This is a genomic window from Bacillus kexueae (assembly GCF_022809095.1).
Taxonomy (GTDB): Bacteria; Bacillota; Bacilli; order Bacillales; family Aeribacillaceae; genus Bacillus_BZ; species Bacillus_BZ kexueae.
The window spans coordinates 120,481-136,794 of sequence record NZ_JALAZE010000002.1 but is presented as its reverse complement, the minus strand read 5'-3'; the positions used below and the strand labels follow the sequence as shown (position 1 = coordinate 136,794).

The 16,314-nt window shown below is 38.2% G+C and carries 16 protein-coding genes; 3 read left to right on the top strand and 13 right to left on the bottom strand.

What is annotated here, in order from left to right; all coding sequences use genetic code 11:
* Positions 1-152: 152 nt before the first annotated feature.
* The gene (locus ML543_RS04955; protein ID WP_243386053.1) at positions 153-437 is read left to right on the top strand and encodes a hypothetical protein; all 285 of its coding nucleotides are present in this window, start codon (positions 153-155) and stop codon (positions 435-437) included.
* Between the two features lie 314 nt (positions 438-751).
* Here the strand turns inward: ML543_RS04955 and ML543_RS04950 are convergent, their stop codons facing one another.
* From ML543_RS04950 to sppA, 9 genes are all read right to left on the bottom strand, one after another.
* Positions 752-1,258, bottom strand: coding sequence for a MogA/MoaB family molybdenum cofactor biosynthesis protein (locus ML543_RS04950; RefSeq protein ID WP_243386052.1), 507 nt, complete (start codon positions 1,256-1,258; stop codon positions 752-754).
* Positions 1,248-2,099, bottom strand: coding sequence for an EcsC family protein (locus tag ML543_RS04945; RefSeq protein WP_243386051.1), 852 nt, complete (start codon positions 2,097-2,099; stop codon positions 1,248-1,250). Before ML543_RS04945 ends, ML543_RS04950 begins: the two co-directional genes overlap by 11 nt.
* Positions 2,100-2,286: 187 nt before the next feature.
* Entirely contained in the window at positions 2,287-3,477 is a 1,191-nt protein-coding gene (locus ML543_RS04940; RefSeq protein ID WP_243386050.1) for an acetate kinase, read from the bottom strand.
* Positions 3,478-4,206: 729 nt separating this feature from the next.
* Entirely contained in the window at positions 4,207-5,193 is a 987-nt protein-coding gene (locus tag ML543_RS04935; protein WP_243386049.1) for a class I SAM-dependent methyltransferase, read from the bottom strand.
* A 286-nt stretch (positions 5,194-5,479) separates the two neighbouring features.
* Positions 5,480-5,980: a thiol peroxidase gene (tpx, locus tag ML543_RS04930; protein WP_243386048.1), complete on the bottom strand. Its 501-nt coding sequence runs from the start codon at positions 5,978-5,980 to the stop codon at positions 5,480-5,482.
* Between the two features lie 152 nt (positions 5,981-6,132).
* A complete protein-coding gene (gene ytfJ, locus ML543_RS04925; RefSeq protein ID WP_243386047.1) occupies positions 6,133-6,579 on the bottom strand; it encodes a GerW family sporulation protein in 447 nt (148 codons plus the stop codon).
* A 13-nt stretch (positions 6,580-6,592) separates the two neighbouring features.
* Complete coding sequence (locus ML543_RS04920; RefSeq protein WP_243386046.1) at positions 6,593-7,294, bottom strand: DUF2953 domain-containing protein; 702 nt, start codon at positions 7,292-7,294, stop codon at positions 6,593-6,595.
* A 76-nt stretch (positions 7,295-7,370) separates the two neighbouring features.
* A complete protein-coding gene (locus ML543_RS04915; protein ID WP_243386045.1) occupies positions 7,371-7,850 on the bottom strand; it encodes an RDD family protein in 480 nt (159 codons plus the stop codon).
* Between the two features lie 12 nt (positions 7,851-7,862).
* On the bottom strand, positions 7,863-8,864 hold the full coding sequence (sppA, locus tag ML543_RS04910; protein WP_243386044.1) for a signal peptide peptidase SppA: 1,002 nt from the start codon (positions 8,862-8,864) through the stop codon (positions 7,863-7,865).
* 119 nt (positions 8,865-8,983) lie between these two features.
* Here sppA and ML543_RS04905 point away from each other — a divergent pair, with 119 nt between their 5' ends.
* On the top strand, positions 8,984-9,784 hold the full coding sequence (locus ML543_RS04905) for an NAD kinase (protein ID WP_243386521.1): 801 nt from the start codon (positions 8,984-8,986) through the stop codon (positions 9,782-9,784).
* Between the two features lie 64 nt (positions 9,785-9,848).
* Here the strand turns inward: ML543_RS04905 and mbcS are convergent, their stop codons facing one another.
* The 4 genes from mbcS to ML543_RS04885 form a co-directional block, all read right to left on the bottom strand.
* Positions 9,849-11,432, bottom strand: a complete 1,584-nt coding sequence (gene mbcS, locus ML543_RS04900) for an acyl-CoA synthetase MbcS (protein WP_279326558.1) — start codon at positions 11,430-11,432, stop codon at positions 9,849-9,851.
* 353 nt (positions 11,433-11,785) lie between these two features.
* Complete coding sequence (locus tag ML543_RS04895) at positions 11,786-12,004, bottom strand: alpha/beta-type small acid-soluble spore protein (protein ID WP_243386043.1); 219 nt, start codon at positions 12,002-12,004, stop codon at positions 11,786-11,788.
* A 91-nt stretch (positions 12,005-12,095) separates the two neighbouring features.
* Positions 12,096-13,310 carry a tRNA uracil 4-sulfurtransferase ThiI gene (gene thiI / locus ML543_RS04890; protein ID WP_243386042.1) on the bottom strand — a complete coding sequence of 405 codons (1,215 nt, stop codon included), beginning with the start codon at positions 13,308-13,310 and terminating at the stop codon, positions 12,096-12,098.
* A 3-nt stretch (positions 13,311-13,313) separates the two neighbouring features.
* Positions 13,314-14,462 carry a cysteine desulfurase family protein gene (locus ML543_RS04885; RefSeq protein ID WP_243386041.1) on the bottom strand — a complete coding sequence of 383 codons (1,149 nt, stop codon included), beginning with the start codon at positions 14,460-14,462 and terminating at the stop codon, positions 13,314-13,316.
* Between the two features lie 235 nt (positions 14,463-14,697).
* Here ML543_RS04885 and brnQ point away from each other — a divergent pair, with 235 nt between their 5' ends.
* Positions 14,698-16,050 carry a branched-chain amino acid transport system II carrier protein gene (brnQ, locus tag ML543_RS04880; RefSeq protein ID WP_243386040.1) on the top strand — a complete coding sequence of 451 codons (1,353 nt, stop codon included), beginning with the start codon at positions 14,698-14,700 and terminating at the stop codon, positions 16,048-16,050.
* Positions 16,051-16,314 lie beyond the last annotated feature (264 nt).

Sequence of the window (16,314 nt, the reverse complement as noted above, 5' to 3'; positions counted from 1 at the left end):
TATTAATATTAATTTATAAAAATACATTTAAGTTATTATCAATTTAACAGCTTTATCTTTTTTTTTCAACCCATTTTTTTAGATTTCTAGATAATTCCTCTCAGCTTATGTAGAATGGCAGTATAAGAAGCTTACAAACTGGAGGATTAACGATGAACCTATTTATTTACGATAAACGTTTACGTATACATGTCCCTCATTTACAAAAACCGTTTGAAGAATATACTCAAAAGGAACAAGATGAAATTCTCCTCCATTGGGAATCTATACGCGGAAATATCCCAGATAAGATCAAAGAACTAGAATCGAAAATTCAGCTAAAACAGCAACTATTATACGAAGAAGAGAACTTTCAAACTTCATGTCAGTTAAACGAAGAAATCGCCGAACTTGCCTCCATCATTAACGATTTATGGATTTGGTACCGTATGCCTTGAGGATGATATGCGTAAGAAAAGCGCAAAGCGCAAGTCCTTAGGCGAAGGGGCTGGAGGACCTGCGAGGAGGCTTCCGTCGCCACAGCAGGGCCGAAGCGACCCGAGCTGATGGCGCTTGGAGCTAGACAAAAAAACTGTAAAGACCACTTTATTGAACTTTAACTTTCTGTAACAATAAAAAAAGAACGAGCATCGGCTCGTCCTTCTCTACATACTTTTTTAACTCTTTGATTACACAACGATATTTGATAACTTATTTTGGGCGAGCTGCATTAGTGCAATATGATTTTTCCTTCAATCAGCTCGCAGACAATCTATTTATTCACTTCATGAACAATATGCCTAACCTCTGGAAGAATTAACTTCTCCATTGCCAATTTTACTGCACCTGTTGATCCTGGTAGGGAAAATATAACGGTATTCATTGAAATCCCTGCAAATGCTCGACTTAGCATAGCAGCGGGTCCTATATCCTCAGCATAGCTTATGTAACGAAAAAGCTCTCCAAATCCTGTCATCTCTTTTTCTACTATAGTTTGAATCGCTTCAATTGTTTGATCTCGCTTCGAAATGCCTGTACCACCGTTTGTAATGACGACATCAATTTCGTCGGATTCACACCCTCTTAAAACAGCACTTCTTATAAGAGTGGGCTCATCCTTCACGATTGAATAATCCGAAACATTGTACCCTTCCTGCTCAAGTAGGGAGACGATTAACTTTCCACTTTTGTCAGTGTCTACATCTCTCGTATCACTTATCGTTACAACCTGTATGTTTAGCCTCTCTTTTGCTTGTCTTTTGTGTTCTTCAACCGACATTTTCATCCTCCCTATATTTATTTTGTAGTGCACGGTATTCATAAAAGCGCTGAGCAAAAGTTGTACTACGCTTCGTTAGTTGATAATTCATTCTAGCTCCAACACCAATCCCTAAGAACGGGATACTTTGTAGTGTTTTTCGTTTTACGGCCTGTATCAATAATAGTTTAGCAATTTGGTTTGTTATGGTTTTCAGTGTCTGTTCAGAAGATAGTCGTTCATCTCCATTATAAAAATAAGGGTTATCAGAATGTTCGGATATTTCTTCTTTTAGCTTGTTCCATTCTCTGTGTGTTAAATAAGATGGCAATAGGGATGCGTGGAAAACTTTCAAGGATAACATCATTTCAAATGGCGTATTTACTTCATTACCGTAACTCATCGCAATCATTTGTATCGCTCGCAAGTTTATAACCAATTGTAATGGTATGTCCATTCCAATTAAAAGCATTCCGCCTGTTCCGGTTATTGCCCCTTGTGTTAAAGAAGCTAATCGATGTTTGGACATTTGCATATCAGCTAAGTAGCGAAGTTGTTCAATTGGCAACTCTTGTAGGTCTTGGATGGTATCGATGGAAGGTTTTAATATGCGCGCGGATGAAATGAGTCGATTTCTTGATTCGCTTTGCCAATTGGAATTTTGTATAAAGGAATGACCATAAAAAAGAAAGTGATCCAATTGATGAAATAGTTTTTTACGTATATTTGATGGAATTCTTTCAAATCCCTTTTCGACCCAGTAATCATATGTTCGATGAAAGTCTGAACGCTGGTCATAAGCAAGCTCTTTTTCCCATTTTCTTATTTCCTCAAAAAATAGTCGTTCCCGATCTTTTAACAAATTGAACGCACGCTCCTTCCAAACGCTCTCTATAAACCCATTTATTACATTATAACATGGGTTTGACGAGATGCGAAAAAGCGTTTCAACTGTTCATTCACGCTAGCTTGAGGAAAGGAACTACAAATACTCTTTTTCAAACAAAAAAGCAACTTTCTATCGTCGAAAGTTGCTTTTTTTTATTGTATTAAACGTTCGCAATACGCATTACATCACGAGCAATCATAACCTCTTCATTCGTCGGGATTACAATTACTTTCACTGGAGAGTGTGGATAGTTAATGAAAGCTTCTTTTCCGCGCACTTTATTTAATGCTGGGTCCCAATACACACCCATAAATTCAAGTCCACGTAATACACGCTCGCGAACAACATCACTGTTTTCACCGATTCCAGCTGTGAAGATAATTGCATCTACTCCACACATACGAGCAGCATAAGAACCAATGTATTTATGAATACGATCTGCGAATACTTCTAAAGCTAACTTCGCACGATGTTGTCCTTCTTCCGCAGCTGCTTCAATATCACGTAAATCACTAGAGAATCCTGTTAAACCTAAAAGACCACTCTTTTTATTTAATACATCGAGTACTTCTTGAACACTTTGTCCTGTTTTATTCATGATGTAAGGAATTAAAGCAGGGTCAATGCTTCCTGAACGAGTTCCCATTGCTACCCCTTCAAGTGGTGTGAATCCCATGGATGTATCAATAGACTTACCGCCTTCTACAGCTGCGATACTAGCACCGTTTCCTAAGTGACAAGAAATAAGACGTAACTCTTCAATTGGTCGGCCAAGTAATTCAGCTGCACGCTCTGTTACATATTTATGAGATGTACCATGGAATCCGTACTTACGAATACCATATTGCTCATAGTAGTCGTATGGTAAGCTATAAAGATAAGATTCTTCCGGCATCGTTTGGTGGAACGCTGTATCGAATACCGCTACTGCTGGTACATTTGGTAATACCTCTTTGAACGCTTTAATACCAACTACGTTAGCCGGATTGTGTAGAGGTGCTAAATCTGATAACTCTTCGATTTGACGTAACGATTCTTCTGTAATTAAAGCAGAGTCACTAAACACTTCACCGCCGTGCACGACACGATGACCAATACCTTCAATTTCTTCTAACGAGTCGATAATTCCATAACCTGTTAATTTCTCCACAAGCATTTGAACAGCAACACTGTGATCTGGGATATCTAATACTTCTTTCTTTTTCTCTCCGTTAACTGTAATATTGAATACTGAATTGTCTAGTCCGATACGCTCTACTAAACCCTTCGTAACAACTTCTTCGCTTGGCATATCAAAAAGTTGGAACTTGAATGATGAACTACCTGCATTAACCGCTAAAATTTTTGACATAGTGTAAACGCTCCTTCTATATCCGTCAAATCATATCCATAGTTTCGGATGATTGGTTGAATAATATTTCACTTTTTTCATTTAAACACCCTACCTAATACATTTCAAGGGGAAGTACATTTTGGAAACGCTATCAATCAAAAATTTATTTTTTCTGAATATAACGTAATTTATTTTCGAATTTCGATATTTTTCTCCCTTGCATTGATGGATTTATTACCTACTCAAGAAATGTGGCATAACACGTTTTAAGCAATTAAGAAACATACATAATTTTACACTCACACCCCGGACATGAAAATTTATTCTCCCCGGTTTATTTTCTTTCTACCATCTACCTATCATGATCTGCATTCAGCTCATAGGTAATTTTTATTTTCACAGAAAAAGCGCAAAGCGCAAGTCCTTAGGCGAAGGGCGCTGGAGGACCTGCGAGGAGGCTTCCGTCGCCACAGCAGGGCCGAAGCAACCAGAGCTGATGGCGCTTGGAGCTAGACACCAAAAAAACGGTAAAGAAAATACTTTAACACTTTATTGCACTTAAACTTTCTGTAACAATTAAAAAAAGAGGGTCCCCCCCTCTTTTATGCTTCTGACTAAAGTTTTTTGAATGTCGAGCACCTAAGCAACAACATTTTTTCTCAAGGAAGGCTGTCTCGCGTTGACTCCTTTTGTCTAGCGAAAGACTAGGATGTCACATTCTCTAAAACGTTAACACCAACTATAATTTTATTTATTTACTTGAAACCAATCTTCCATTTGTTTCATAATCGAAGCCATTGCTTCACGATTTGAAAATTTCGGTAAATCTGCTAACAATGCTTGTTTCGGTGGTTTAATTCCTTCCGCTTTCTTTTGTAAAATAAAAATACTTTTCGCAAAGTCTCCTTTTTTAAATAAAGAGAGGGGTAATTGAATAAGTCCTTGAATAATGGCTTGTTCTTTAATAAACGCATTCAGCTTTGGTGCTTCTTCTGTTTCAAACAAATTATTTGGAATGATGAAGAATAGATAACCACCTGGCTTTGTATACTTCATACTTTGCTCCATGAAAAGATGGTGGGCATAAGAATGGCCTTTTTCTGCTCTCAATTGATAGGATACCGCTCCAATGTCATTCGGATAATAACCGATAGGGAGATCACATATTGTGACATCAACAGGGTCTACAAAAAGCGGCTGTAAACTATCTTGATGATAAAATTCGATCGGGTGCTTTTGGAGATTCGCACTCACACATGCAAGATTTAACAATAACTCATCCACATCCACACCAATAGCATGGAGTTCTTTATCCCTTACTTGATTTAATATAGTTGTCAATAAGTTGCCCGTTCCAACTGCTGGATCCATTATGCGAACTGTTTTTTGACTCACAAATTTCCCTACCAAATAACTTAGAAACAATCCAACCGTGTCAGGTGTCATTTGGTGATTCGGATGAGAAGCTTCTTTAAGTCCTTTTAAAACTGCTAGTTGGTAAGCCTTTCGAATTTCCTCTGCAGCATACGATTCAAGCGAGTGTTGTCGTAGCTGATCGGAGATTTTGTTCTTTGCTGTTTCACTCAGCCCCTCCTGTAAAATTTCCCCATGGAACAAAGAGTCACCAGCTTCTGCAACTGCCTCAATATATGGACAATCTATTTCTTTTTGAATCATTTGTGCTGTTTCATTAATAAAAGAAAATAAGTTTTCTACTTTCGATACATCATTCATTGAATAAAGATCCTCCTTCACTGTGATCCCATCCTCTCATTTTATTCATTAATAGAGTAAGTATCAAGATAAAGGATCTTGGTAAGTTTCATATATAAAATCAAAAGAAAGCACAAAGCGAGCGCCTATTGATAATGGGGATACAGAAGGATCGAAGTGAACCAAGACTGTGGCGCTTGGAGCTATAGACATCACATGACAATATGTATAAATTCATTCCTATTTTCTGATATGATAAAAAAGGCTACCAGTGTAATTGTATACGACTGGAGCCTTTTAGTGTCAGTTATTTCGCTTCCTTTACTGCTTCAATCGCAGCTTCATAGTTCGGATGGTTCGTTGCTTCGCTTACATATTCCACATATGTAACTTCGTCATTACTGTTCACAACGAAAACAGCACGTGTTAATAAGCGTAATTCACTAATTAACACACCATACGCTTCTCCGAAAGAAACATCCCGATGGTCTGATAACACTTCTACATTTTCAATACCATTCGCACCACACCAACGTTTTTGCGCAAATGGTAAATCAACACTAACCGTTAATACTTTGACATTTCCTAATTTTGAGGCTTCTTCATTAAAGCGTCTCGTTTGTGCATCACATACACCTGTATCAATAGAAGGTACAACTGAAATAAGGCGAACCTGACCTTTTGAGTCGGCTAAAGTCACCTCTGATAGGTCGTTTGCAAGCACGCGAAACTCAGGTGCTTTATCTCCTACTTTTACTTCTTGTCCTACAAGTGTTACTGGATTTCCTTTAAATGTTACACTTGCCATCGGTTTTCCTCCTTTAGTTTCAAATGTTTTAATCCTATTTTTACTATAACGGGAACAACCGATGAATGCAAAACATTACCATTATGAAATATTATTTTTTTCTCAATTATCTTCTTAAACAGAATTGCCTTCAGATGATGCAAGCACTCTCTTTAAAAGTCAAACTCTTCATCATCTACATCACTGTTCCGATCATGTTTGTTAAATAGTCCTTGTATTTTTTCAATCGTTTGTGGTGCTAAGTCCATAATTTTTTCATACAAATGTGTACTTTCATCTAAATGAAGCATTTTTATTCCATTAGTTCCTACTACAAGAAAAGCTATCGGCGTAATGGAAACACCACCGCCGCTTCCGCCTCCGAAAGGGTGCTTATGCTCAGATGGACTACCACCATATTGACTTGATTGCTTTTTATCTGATGAAGTACTGAACTCAGAACCACCGGCTGCAAACCCAAATCCCACCTTCGAAACTGTTAAAATAACACTCCCATCAGGCGTTTCCACAGGATCACCAATAATGGTGTTCACATCAATCATTTCCTGAAGATTCTCCATTGCCGTTTTCATTAGCCCTTGAATTGGATGTTCGCTCATAAAAGATCCTCCCTTATGCAGATTGATCATTGTCCTCATTTTTCGTTAATAGAGGGATTGAGCGCTTTCGTAAAGTCGGTTTTCCCCCTACCCAATGTTTGATAAAACGTAATCCCGCTAATATAGCATGTCCTAATCGAAAGGAAATCATACACTGTAAACTTGTATTTGATACCATTCGATAAAAGTCTGGAGTTACAGTAATTCTAGGGGAATCCGTCAGTTTCATATACCGTGTCAGGCATTGAAGGACGAGCCCTTTTAAAGACCAAGCTACACCAATTAACATGCCGGTATGAGCAGCATCTCCTACACCGAAGTGGGTATGCCATTCAAACCGTTTGATTTGAACCTTTCGCATAAACTGTCGGACAATCGCGTGCAAACCGATGACATGCCTAGCAAGTTCATTTACATCATGCAAGCTATCCAATATATCTTGAGGAGAAATCTTTGTCCGATCTTTAGACTGTTGTTTTCCTTCTGACCCTGCCCCCTTTTTTTCTTTCAAGACGATGCTTTGATTTTCCTTATCAACCTTAATTAAAGGAATATCGATAGTATAGCGAACGAGCCCTATCAAAGTTCGAAACTTTATCTTTATATGGTCATTATCTCCATCATGTAGAAAGTCAAAAGTAATTTTCAGTTTTGAAGTGAAGAGAAGAATTATAATTCCAACTACTATGACGAGTGACCATAGGAATCCATTCATCCCTCTCACACCCTTTTTATTATGCCATTATCACCCCTTCCAAAAAAAATAAACCTGTCATAGTTATGACAGGTTTTTATCGATTACGGTCTAAAATGACCGATGTTTCAGCAAAAAGGTCATGCAAACCTTGCTTTTTCTTTGTGAACGCTACAACTACATAGCTTATCCACAATGTTTTGGATATATATCTCCCGAAAAGTTCTCGGAATATGACATCTGACCATGTTAATTTGCTGGATTTAAGCGATACGACTCTCAGCCCAAAAATCATTTTTCCCAAAGTTTGCTGTGAAAACTTGGTCATCAAAATAAAATAAAGGAAAAAGATGATCGCATCCACCACTGAATAAAGTGAAAACATCGACGTTCCTTTTTCAATATTTAATAGATTAAAAATTGGGTTCACAAATAGCCTCATAATACTTCCAACAATAATTAAATCGGCAATGTAAGCCCAAAACCGCATCCAAAATCCTGCAAACGGCTGTTCATACGATTCTTCCTTGATTAAGGTTTCTTCTTGACCACTTAATTCATCAAACGTTGCGTCCATGTTTCACCCTCCTTATTCAGCGTATAAATACATGAGGCGTGGGGAATTCGGCTGACTTAACACTTTATACAAAATTGCTGACTCGATATCTTCTGCAAAGATTTTTTGAGCACTCATTGAAAAAAGGGACTCGAACCCCATGGAAGCTCCGTATTGGAATACATACGGATTGTCTAGCTTTAATTCATCCTTCATAATGTCAATGACGTCATCAAAATACGCCAAATCGTCGACTAGATTCAGCTCTTTCGCTTGTCTTCCATCATAAATTCTACCATCTGCAATATTGCGAACTTCCTCTTCTGATAGATTACGGCCTTTTACAATGACATCAACGAACCCGTCATACGCATTGTCAACCATCTGTTGCATAATCTTTCTCTCTTCCTCTGTCATTTCCCGCGTCGGCGACATAATATCTTTGTAGGCACCGCTTTTAATGGTTTCGAATTTCACACCGTAATTTTCCGCTAATTCTGCATAGTTAATCCCTTGCATGATTACACCTAAAGAGCCAGTCATTGTATCTGGAGCAGCATACACTTTATCTGCCGCTGTGGAAATATAATATCCTCCAGATGCAGCGATTGTTCCCATTGACACATAGATAGGTTTATCATATTCTTCTTTCATTTCGATTAACTTTTTATGAATTTCAGCGCTTTCTACTACACCGCCACCAGGTGAATTCACCCGGATGAGAATTCCTTTTACAGCTTCATCTTCTCCTGCTTCTTCAATCATTTCTAAAAACGTACGATGCTGATAACCAGTCGTTTGGAAGAACGAGGCGACATCTTCCCCCGTATCTTGAATAACTCCATTCACTTCTAAAACAGCAATCTTCTCGAACGGATTTCCATCTTCAATGACGTCCTCTGAAAAGGCAGACTCTTCTAACCACTGTTCAGCAAACGTCGCTTGATTAAAAGCGAGAGACATAAAACTCATTATCGTTGATACGATAAATAATCCTGCGGCTATCCCAAATGCCGCCCACCGCTTTGCATTCACAAATAATCCCTCCATTCTAAACAATTTACCTTTTTCATGGTAAAATGGAAACAACATTTGTATTGTACCACTTTTCAAATATGGTGTGGAGAATCTTTCCAATGATTGAGGTGACGAACATGGATAATCGACGCAACGTTTATTTCTTTTACAAAGAAGAAGAGTCATTACAGCCGAAAATATCTGAATTATTTAAACTAGCAGAAAAGAATCAATTTATCGTCGTAGACCATCCAGACGAAGCAAATATTATTGTGAGTATCGGTGGAGATGGAACATTTTTGCAATCTGTGCGCAAAACGCAATTTCGAGACGATTGTCTATACGTGGGGGTTGCGACCGAAAGTAATGTAAGTCTGTATTGTGACTTTCATATTGATGAAAAAGAAAAGATGGTAGAAGCAATGCTGCAAGAAAGGGTGGAGGTTCGCCGTTATCCAATCATTGATGTACGAGTTGATGATAAAACCGTTTTTCATTGCTTAAACGAATGTACGGTAAAATCCGGAGTTATTAAAACCTTTGTGTTGGACGTATTTATTGATGATTTGCATTTTGAAACGTTTCGCGGAGACGGCATGATAATAGCGACCCCAACAGGTAGTACTGCCTATAATAAATCGGTGAACGGTTCAGTTGTAGATCCAAAGCTAGAAAGTCTACAAGTGAGTGAATTAGCTTCCTTAAACAATAATGAATATCGAACCCTCGGTTCTTCATTCATTCTAAGCGGAGACCGTAAACTGACGTTAAAAATCGTACAAGATGGAAATGACCACCCAGTTATAGGTATGGACAATGAAGCATTAAGTATCAGACACGTAGAAAAGATTGAGGTGTCACTCGGATCAAAGAAAATTAAAACCGTTAAACTGAAGGATAATTCATTCTGGGAAAAAGTAAAACGAACATTCCTTTAAACATTCATTAAAAAGGGTGTGAGAGATAAATCCGCTGTACGGATAATCTCTTACACCCTTTCGCTTACACTCTTGCCTTTTCTAATTCTAATTTACGGAGTTCAACGCGACGAATCTTCCCTGATGTCGTTTTTGGCAACTCATTTACAAATTCCACTTTTCGTGGGTATTTGTACGGTGCAGTTAAAGCTTTTACATGTTCTTGAAGCATCGGAATAAGATCAGGGTCATTTGCGTCTACTCCATCCTGCAAGACAATGAAGGCTTTCACAACATGTCCTCTTACTTCATCAGGACTTGCAACCACTGCACATTCTTTTACTGCTGGATGTTTAACAAGCGCGTCCTCCACTTCAAAAGGACCAATCGTATAACCAGAGCTAATAATTATATCGTCCCCACGACCTTCAAACCAGAAGTAACCATCTTCATCTTTTCTTGCACGGTCTCCAGTAATGTAATATTCTCCTCTAAATTGCATGGCTGTTCTTTCAGGGTCTTTATAATACTCTTTAAATAATGCAGGAGTTGTTACGTGAACAGCAATATCACCAACTTCTCCCACTTCACACGGATATCCTTCCTCATTAATGATTTCAACACGATTACCAGGTGTCGGCTTACCCATTGATCCAGGTTTAATTTCCATGCCTTTCAATACTCCGACTAGCAAGGTATTTTCCGTTTGTCCATATCCATCTCGGACTTCGACATTGAAATATTTTTGGAAGGTATCTATGACCTCACGATTTAAAGGTTCACCAGCTGATACTGCGCTGTGTAACTTCGCTAAATTATATTTTGATAACCCATCTACCTTTGCCATTAATCGGTATTCCGTCGGCGTACAGCAAAGAACATTTATTTCATGCTTTTCTAACAGCTCAAGGTATTTATTCGGCTCAAAGCGACCATGATAAACGAAACCTGTCGCTCCAGAACCTAGAACCGATAAAAACGGACTCCAGATCCACTTTTGCCATCCAGGACCTGCTGTCGCCCACACTTTATCCGAATCGCTAATAGATAACCAATTTTTTGCTGCTGTTCGTAAATGAGCATATGCCCATCCGTGAGTATGGACCACTCCTTTAGGGTTTCCTGTCGTTCCTGATGTATAAGATAAGAACGCTTGACTGTCTCTTAACGTTTCAGCAATCGGTAAATCTTCAGAAACTAGGTGGATTTCTTCCTCAAGTGCATACCAATCGTTTTTGGCAAGTCCTACAGAAAACTTCACAAGTTCATTAAATTCATTGAGTGGTTCAAATTGTTCTGTGTAGTCATCATAACTCACGATTGCTTTTACATCCCCATGAGTCACTCGGTATTGCAAATCTTTTGTTCGCAATAATTCCGAGCACGGAATAACAACCAGTCCCGCTTTTAAAGCCCCTAAATAAACAGCATATGCCTCGATTAAACGAGGAATCATGACTAAAACTTTATCTCCAACCGTTAACCCCTTTGATAATAAAGCGCTTCCAATTTTATTTGCTTTTGTTAAAAGTTCACCGTATGTAATTTCTTTGTTGACCCCTTCTTCATTCTCCCAAACTAATGCAACTTTTTCTGGATTCATTTTTGCAACATGTTCTACTTCCTGAACTAAATTGTATCGTTCAGGTGCCATTAACCCTTCTACCATGATTTCTCCTCCCCTTTTTATGATACATTTTTAATTATATATAATATTTTAAAATTTTTGAATAATTAATCTAAATCTAATGACATAGAGTTTTCAACAATTTTTTCTCCTTTTCGACATGAGTCTGAAAATAAGAAAGCGTAAAGCGCAATTCCTTAGGCGAAGGGCGCTGGAGGACCTGCCAGGAGGCCTCCGTCGCCCCAGCAGGGCCGAAGCGACCCGAGCTGATGGCGCTTGGAGCTAGACACCAAAAAAACGGTAAAGCGAATACTTTAACACTTTATTGAACTTAAACTTTCTGTAACAACAAAAAAGGCGGGGGCTCTAAGCCCCCACCCGATAGCCATTATATGTTATTGTTGTTGGTACGCTCCGCCCATTTGTTGTTGAGCTAAAGCTACTAAACGTTTTGTAATCTCACCACCAACTGAACCGTTAGCGCGAGCAGTCGTTTCTGGTCCTAAGTTTACACCAAACTCAGAAGCAATTTCATACTTCATTTGGTCGATTGCTTGTTGTGCACCAGGAACAACTAATTGGTTTGAACTGTTTGAACGATTGTATTGTGCCATGTGTTTTCACCTCCTTGTTGACTATAGAGTGTGATAAAACACACGGCTTCATTCAAAAGATTCAGTGGTAATTATTATGATATAAGGGATATTATAACAATTCATCCATTTCTGTTTCAATTTTTACTTCATGTTTATCTGGTAACTTTATCGTAATCGTATTTTCTACAGCTTCTTGTACCAATGAGTCAAAATCTGTGTAACTTTCGTACTTATGGACTTTTTCAACTCTCGGTTTTGTTTTCGGCATCGCTGGTGTAAATATCGTACAACAGTCCTCAAATGGTCGATTTGAGATTTCCAATGTGTCGATTTTATCAGCAATTTCGATTATTTCCGTTTTATCCATTGCAATAAGCGGGCGAAGAACTGGCGTTGATGTAACTTCATTAATCGTGAACATACTTTCTAACGTTTGACTTGCTACTTGCCCTAAGCTTTCACCCGTAACAATTGCGAGCGCATCGCGTTTTTGACGTAATTGATCTGTAATCTGAAGCATCATCCGACGCGTTGTAGTCATCGAATAATTTTTCATAATATTTTTTTGGATTGTTTCTTGAATCTTCGTAAACGGTACGATATGAAGAGTGATGTCTCCGCCAAACTCCGTTAACTTCTCCACTAAGTCAATTACTTTTTGCTTCGCACGTTCACTAGTATAGGGTGGGCTGAAAAAGTGAACAGCTTCAATTTTCAATCCACGCTTCATCGATAAATAACCAGCTACAGGACTATCAATACCACCGGAAATCATCAGCATCGCTTTGCCGCTCGATCCAACCGGAAGGCCACCAGCCCCCTTATAATCTCTACACATAATGTAAGTGGAATCATGTCGTACTTCCACTCTTACATGAATAGTCGGTTTGTGTACATCAACTGTTAAATCTTCTGTATTAATTAAGATGTGACGTCCTAACTCATAATTTAATTCATCTGACGTAAGCGGAAACGTTTTATCTGCTCTTTTCGTAGATACTTTAAATGTATCCCCCGCTTTATATAATTGCTTTACAGCGTTAAGAGCCGTTTCTTTAATCGCCTCTAAGTCCGTATCAGTTTTCAAAGCTAAGCTAAATGATTGGATTCCGAATACTAATTGTAATTGATCCGCTACTTTTAGACCATCTTCTCCATTTAATTTAATAAAAAAGCGGTCGCGATTCGCCTGATATTCCAGATTAGGAAAGTTCTTCTTCAAAACACTTTTTACATTTCGTTTCAAACGATCCACGAATTGTTTACGATTTTTTCCTTTTAACGATATTTCTCCATACCTAATTAGAATGTGATCATATTGCATCTTTTATAACCCCATAACGTTTTTTAATTTTTTAATATTAGCTTTAAGTTTGACTACAAATTCATCCATATGTGTTTCATTGTGCTCATCTGTTAAACTCACACGAATAGAGCTTTCGGCAACCGCCTGAGATTTCCCCATTGCCAACAACGTTTTACTAACAGAGCTCACACGTGATGAGCATGCAGATGTAGTGGAAACATAAATTTCTTCTTCTTCTAGCATGTGCACGAGTACTTCTGCTTTAATTCCTGGAACAGAAAAGTTCACAATATGAGGTGCTACATTTTGATCAGGACTGTTAATTGTCACACCCTCAATTGACTTGAGTTGCTCAATCAAATACCTTTTTGTATTTTCCATTTGTTCCTTATTTTGCACATAATGTTGCATGGCTAATCGCAATCCTTTAGCTAATGATACAGCACCTGCTAAGTGCTCCGTACCTGGTCGGAAAGTCTTTTCTTGGCTTCCACCAGAAAATAATGGAAGGATTGAGCGATTTTCACGAACAAATAATACACCTGTACCATTTAAGGCGTGAAACTTATGACCAGAAATTGTACACAAATCAACATTTGCCTTTTTCAAATCTAACGGTACTTTACAAACACCTTGAACGTGATCAACGTGAAAGTATATATGGCGATATTTTTTCATCCTTTTTCCAATCTCTTCGATAGGTTGAATAGCTCCAGTTTCATTGTTCACATGCATACACGAAACAAGTATCGTATCTTGACGAATTGCTTTTTCAACATCATCCGGGTTGATAAATCCGTTTTCGTCAACAGAAATAATCGTCACGTCAAACCCAAAATGTTCCTCCAACTGTTTTACAGTTTCACTTACAGATGGATGCTCTATTGCCGATGTAATGATGTGATTTCCTTTATGTTTTAACGCGAAAGCAGCTCCCTTAATGGCCATATTATTTCCCTCAGTAGCTCCTGAAGTGAAAATAATTTCTCCTTCTTGGGCTCCCAATAATGAAGCCACTTGTTTTCTCGCTTTCGTTAACAATTGCTCCGCTTGGACACCTAAAGTATGAATGGATGATGGATTTCCAAAAAATTTAAGTGCTACTTGATTATATGTTTCAATCACTTCTTCATATGGCTTTGTCGTTGCACTATTATCCAAATAAAGCATGTGGCAGGCTCCTTCAAGTAGTTTGTATACTATGCAATCAATTATATTAACATAAGATAGAAGAATGAGAAAGATATCACGACTAAGAGGAAAACTTTGTTGATTCTGAAAATAGTTAAAATTAGAACTTTTATTTTTTTCGACAAATTTCTTGTTAACTATGGTAGGATGTAAGCGGATTCAATGAGGCTCTTTTCAGACTATTCCATATTTTTAATTCTTTAGGAGGATAATCATGAATAGTAAAACACTTTCGATAAAAGAGGTTCTAGTCATTGGCTTGATGCTTTTTGCTCTCTTTTTAGGAGCTGGGAACTTAATCTTCCCACCTGCATTAGGTCAACAAGCTGGTGAGCATTTATGGCCAGCCATTTTAGGATTTTTAATTACTGGTGTTGGATTACCACTTTTAGGGGTTGTCGCAATTGGAAAGTCAGGTAATGATTTGCAAGGTTTAGCGAATCGCGTCAATCCTGTATTTAGCATCATTTTTACATTTGTCATGTATTTAGCACTTGGTCCGTTCTTTGGAATCCCAAGAACAGGAACAGTTGCTTACGAAATTGGTGTCCTACCATTCTTACCGGAATCTGTTGGTAAATATGGTGTCGCTTTATTCATCTATACCATTGTGTTCTTCGGTGTAACGTATTGGCTATCTTTAAATCCAAGCAAGCTTGTAGACCGAATCGGTAAATTATTGACACCAATGCTCATTATTATTTTGGCTATGCTTTTAATTAAGGCTTTCATTGACCCAATGGGTGTTGCCCACGCCCCACAAGGAGATTATGTAGAAGGTGCCTTCTTTAAAGGATTTTTAGAAGGATACTTAACGATGGATACAATCGCTGCCCTCGTATTTGGTATCGTTGTCATTAATGCCATTAAAGACAAAGGTGTTACCGATCGCTCAGAAATTGCGAAAGTTTCAATTCAAGCAGGTGTAATTGCTGCATTAGGACTAGCACTCGTTTACGTATCATTAGGTTATTTAGGTGCTACGAGCATTGATGCAATTGGAATGGCTGAGAACGGTGGGGCGATTTTATCTGGCTCTGCTAATTATTTATACGGTTATTTTGGAAATGTCGTATTAGGGTTAGCCATTACTTTTGCTTGTTTGACTACAAGCGTCGGGCTCGTTTCATCTTGTTCTCAATTTTTCGAAAAAGTTTTACCGATTTCTTATAAGACATCTGTTTTAATCATTACAATCTTTAGTGCCATTATCGCTAACGTTGGATTAACTGAACTCATTCGTTTCTCAATTCCAGTTTTAGTAGCTATTTATCCACTTGCGATTGTATTAATTGCTCTTTCTTTCCTTCACAACCTCTTTAAAGGTCGTGCTGAAGTGTATGGATATAGTTTAATTTTCACAGGAGTTGTAAGCATTGTTGATGGCTTAAAAACAGCTAACTTATTTGTAGATACTTTAAACAACCTATTTGGCTTCTTGCCTTTATTCGATTTAGGAGTAGGTTGGCTCGTACCAGCTATTATCGGTGCAGTTGTCGGCTTCATTATCTCAAGCATTAAAACGCCTCATCCTTCTTCACAACTTGAAGAGGCAAACAATAACTAACTTTTTGATTGACCTTGCCTGAATTAACCATAGGCAAGGTTTTTTTATTTTCACAACCGATAAAATACTGAATTAACCTTTAGTATTGGGATTAAGAAAAGCGCAAAGCGCAAGTCCTTAGGCGAAGGGCGCTGGAGGACCTGGAGGAGGCTTCCGTCGCCACAACAGGGCTGAAGCAACCCGAGCTGATGGCGCTTGGAGCTAGACACCAAAAAAAATGGTAAAGAGAATACTTTAACACTTTAATGAACTTAAACTTTCTGT

Coding starts and splice junctions, on each gene's coding strand:
- ML543_RS04955 (WP_243386053.1), top strand. CDS start 153: ATGAACCTATTTATTTACGATAAACGTTTACGTATACATGTCCCTCAT.
- ML543_RS04905 (WP_243386521.1), top strand. CDS start 8,984: ATGGATAATCGACGCAACGTTTATTTCTTTTACAAAGAAGAAGAGTCA.
- ytfJ (WP_243386047.1), bottom strand. CDS start 6,579: ATGAGCGAACATCCAATTCAAGGGCTAATGAAAACGGCAATGGAGAAT.
- brnQ (WP_243386040.1), top strand. CDS start 14,698: ATGAATAGTAAAACACTTTCGATAAAAGAGGTTCTAGTCATTGGCTTG.
- mbcS (WP_279326558.1), bottom strand. CDS start 11,432: ATGGTAGAAGGGTTAATGGCACCTGAACGATACAATTTAGTTCAGGAA.
- ML543_RS04950 (WP_243386052.1), bottom strand. CDS start 1,258: ATGTCGGTTGAAGAACACAAAAGACAAGCAAAAGAGAGGCTAAACATA.
- ML543_RS04885 (WP_243386041.1), bottom strand. CDS start 14,462: ATGCTTTATTTGGATAATAGTGCAACGACAAAGCCATATGAAGAAGTG.
- ML543_RS04915 (WP_243386045.1), bottom strand. CDS start 7,850: ATGGACGCAACGTTTGATGAATTAAGTGGTCAAGAAGAAACCTTAATC.
- ML543_RS04935 (WP_243386049.1), bottom strand. CDS start 5,193: ATGAATGATGTATCGAAAGTAGAAAACTTATTTTCTTTTATTAATGAA.
- ML543_RS04895 (WP_243386043.1), bottom strand. CDS start 12,004: ATGGCACAATACAATCGTTCAAACAGTTCAAACCAATTAGTTGTTCCT.
- ML543_RS04940 (WP_243386050.1), bottom strand. CDS start 3,477: ATGTCAAAAATTTTAGCGGTTAATGCAGGTAGTTCATCATTCAAGTTC.
- thiI (WP_243386042.1), bottom strand. CDS start 13,310: ATGCAATATGATCACATTCTAATTAGGTATGGAGAAATATCGTTAAAA.
- ML543_RS04920 (WP_243386046.1), bottom strand. CDS start 7,294: ATGAATGGATTCCTATGGTCACTCGTCATAGTAGTTGGAATTATAATT.
- tpx (WP_243386048.1), bottom strand. CDS start 5,980: ATGGCAAGTGTAACATTTAAAGGAAATCCAGTAACACTTGTAGGACAA.